This window comes from Vibrio sp. 10N.222.49.C9, from assembly GCF_041474985.1.
In the GTDB taxonomy this organism is placed as follows: domain Bacteria; phylum Pseudomonadota; class Gammaproteobacteria; order Enterobacterales; family Vibrionaceae; genus Vibrio; species Vibrio crassostreae_C.
Genome location: NZ_JBFRVD010000319.1, coordinates 1 through 256, shown reverse-complemented (window position 1 = coordinate 256; position 256 = coordinate 1). Strand labels below are relative to the sequence as shown.

Here is a 256-nt window from a genome sequence, read left to right as displayed (position 1 = left end):
CTTCTGCACGAGCACGGTCAATATCTTTGCCATGCAAGGCAGTATCTGCCAAAACGGTCACCACATCAGGTTGCACTTCCACTAAGCCACCAGAAACATACAGCACTTGCTCTTTTTGTTTCTCGCCAGTAACGAATACCGTTACCCCTGGCTTAATTTTGCTAAGAAGTGGCGAATGACCTGGGCGAATACCCAGTTCACCGTCGGCTCCTGAAACCGCAAGGGCATGTGCAGGCCCTGAAAACAGCGTACCTTC

1 protein-coding gene is annotated in these 256 nt (G+C 50.8%); it reads right to left on the bottom strand.

Annotated features, from left to right (window positions below; all coding sequences use genetic code 11):
- Positions 1-256 (bottom strand): ATP synthase F1 subunit epsilon (atpC, locus tag AB4585_RS23320; protein ID WP_372171158.1); only part of this gene is annotated, 256 nt, incomplete at both ends.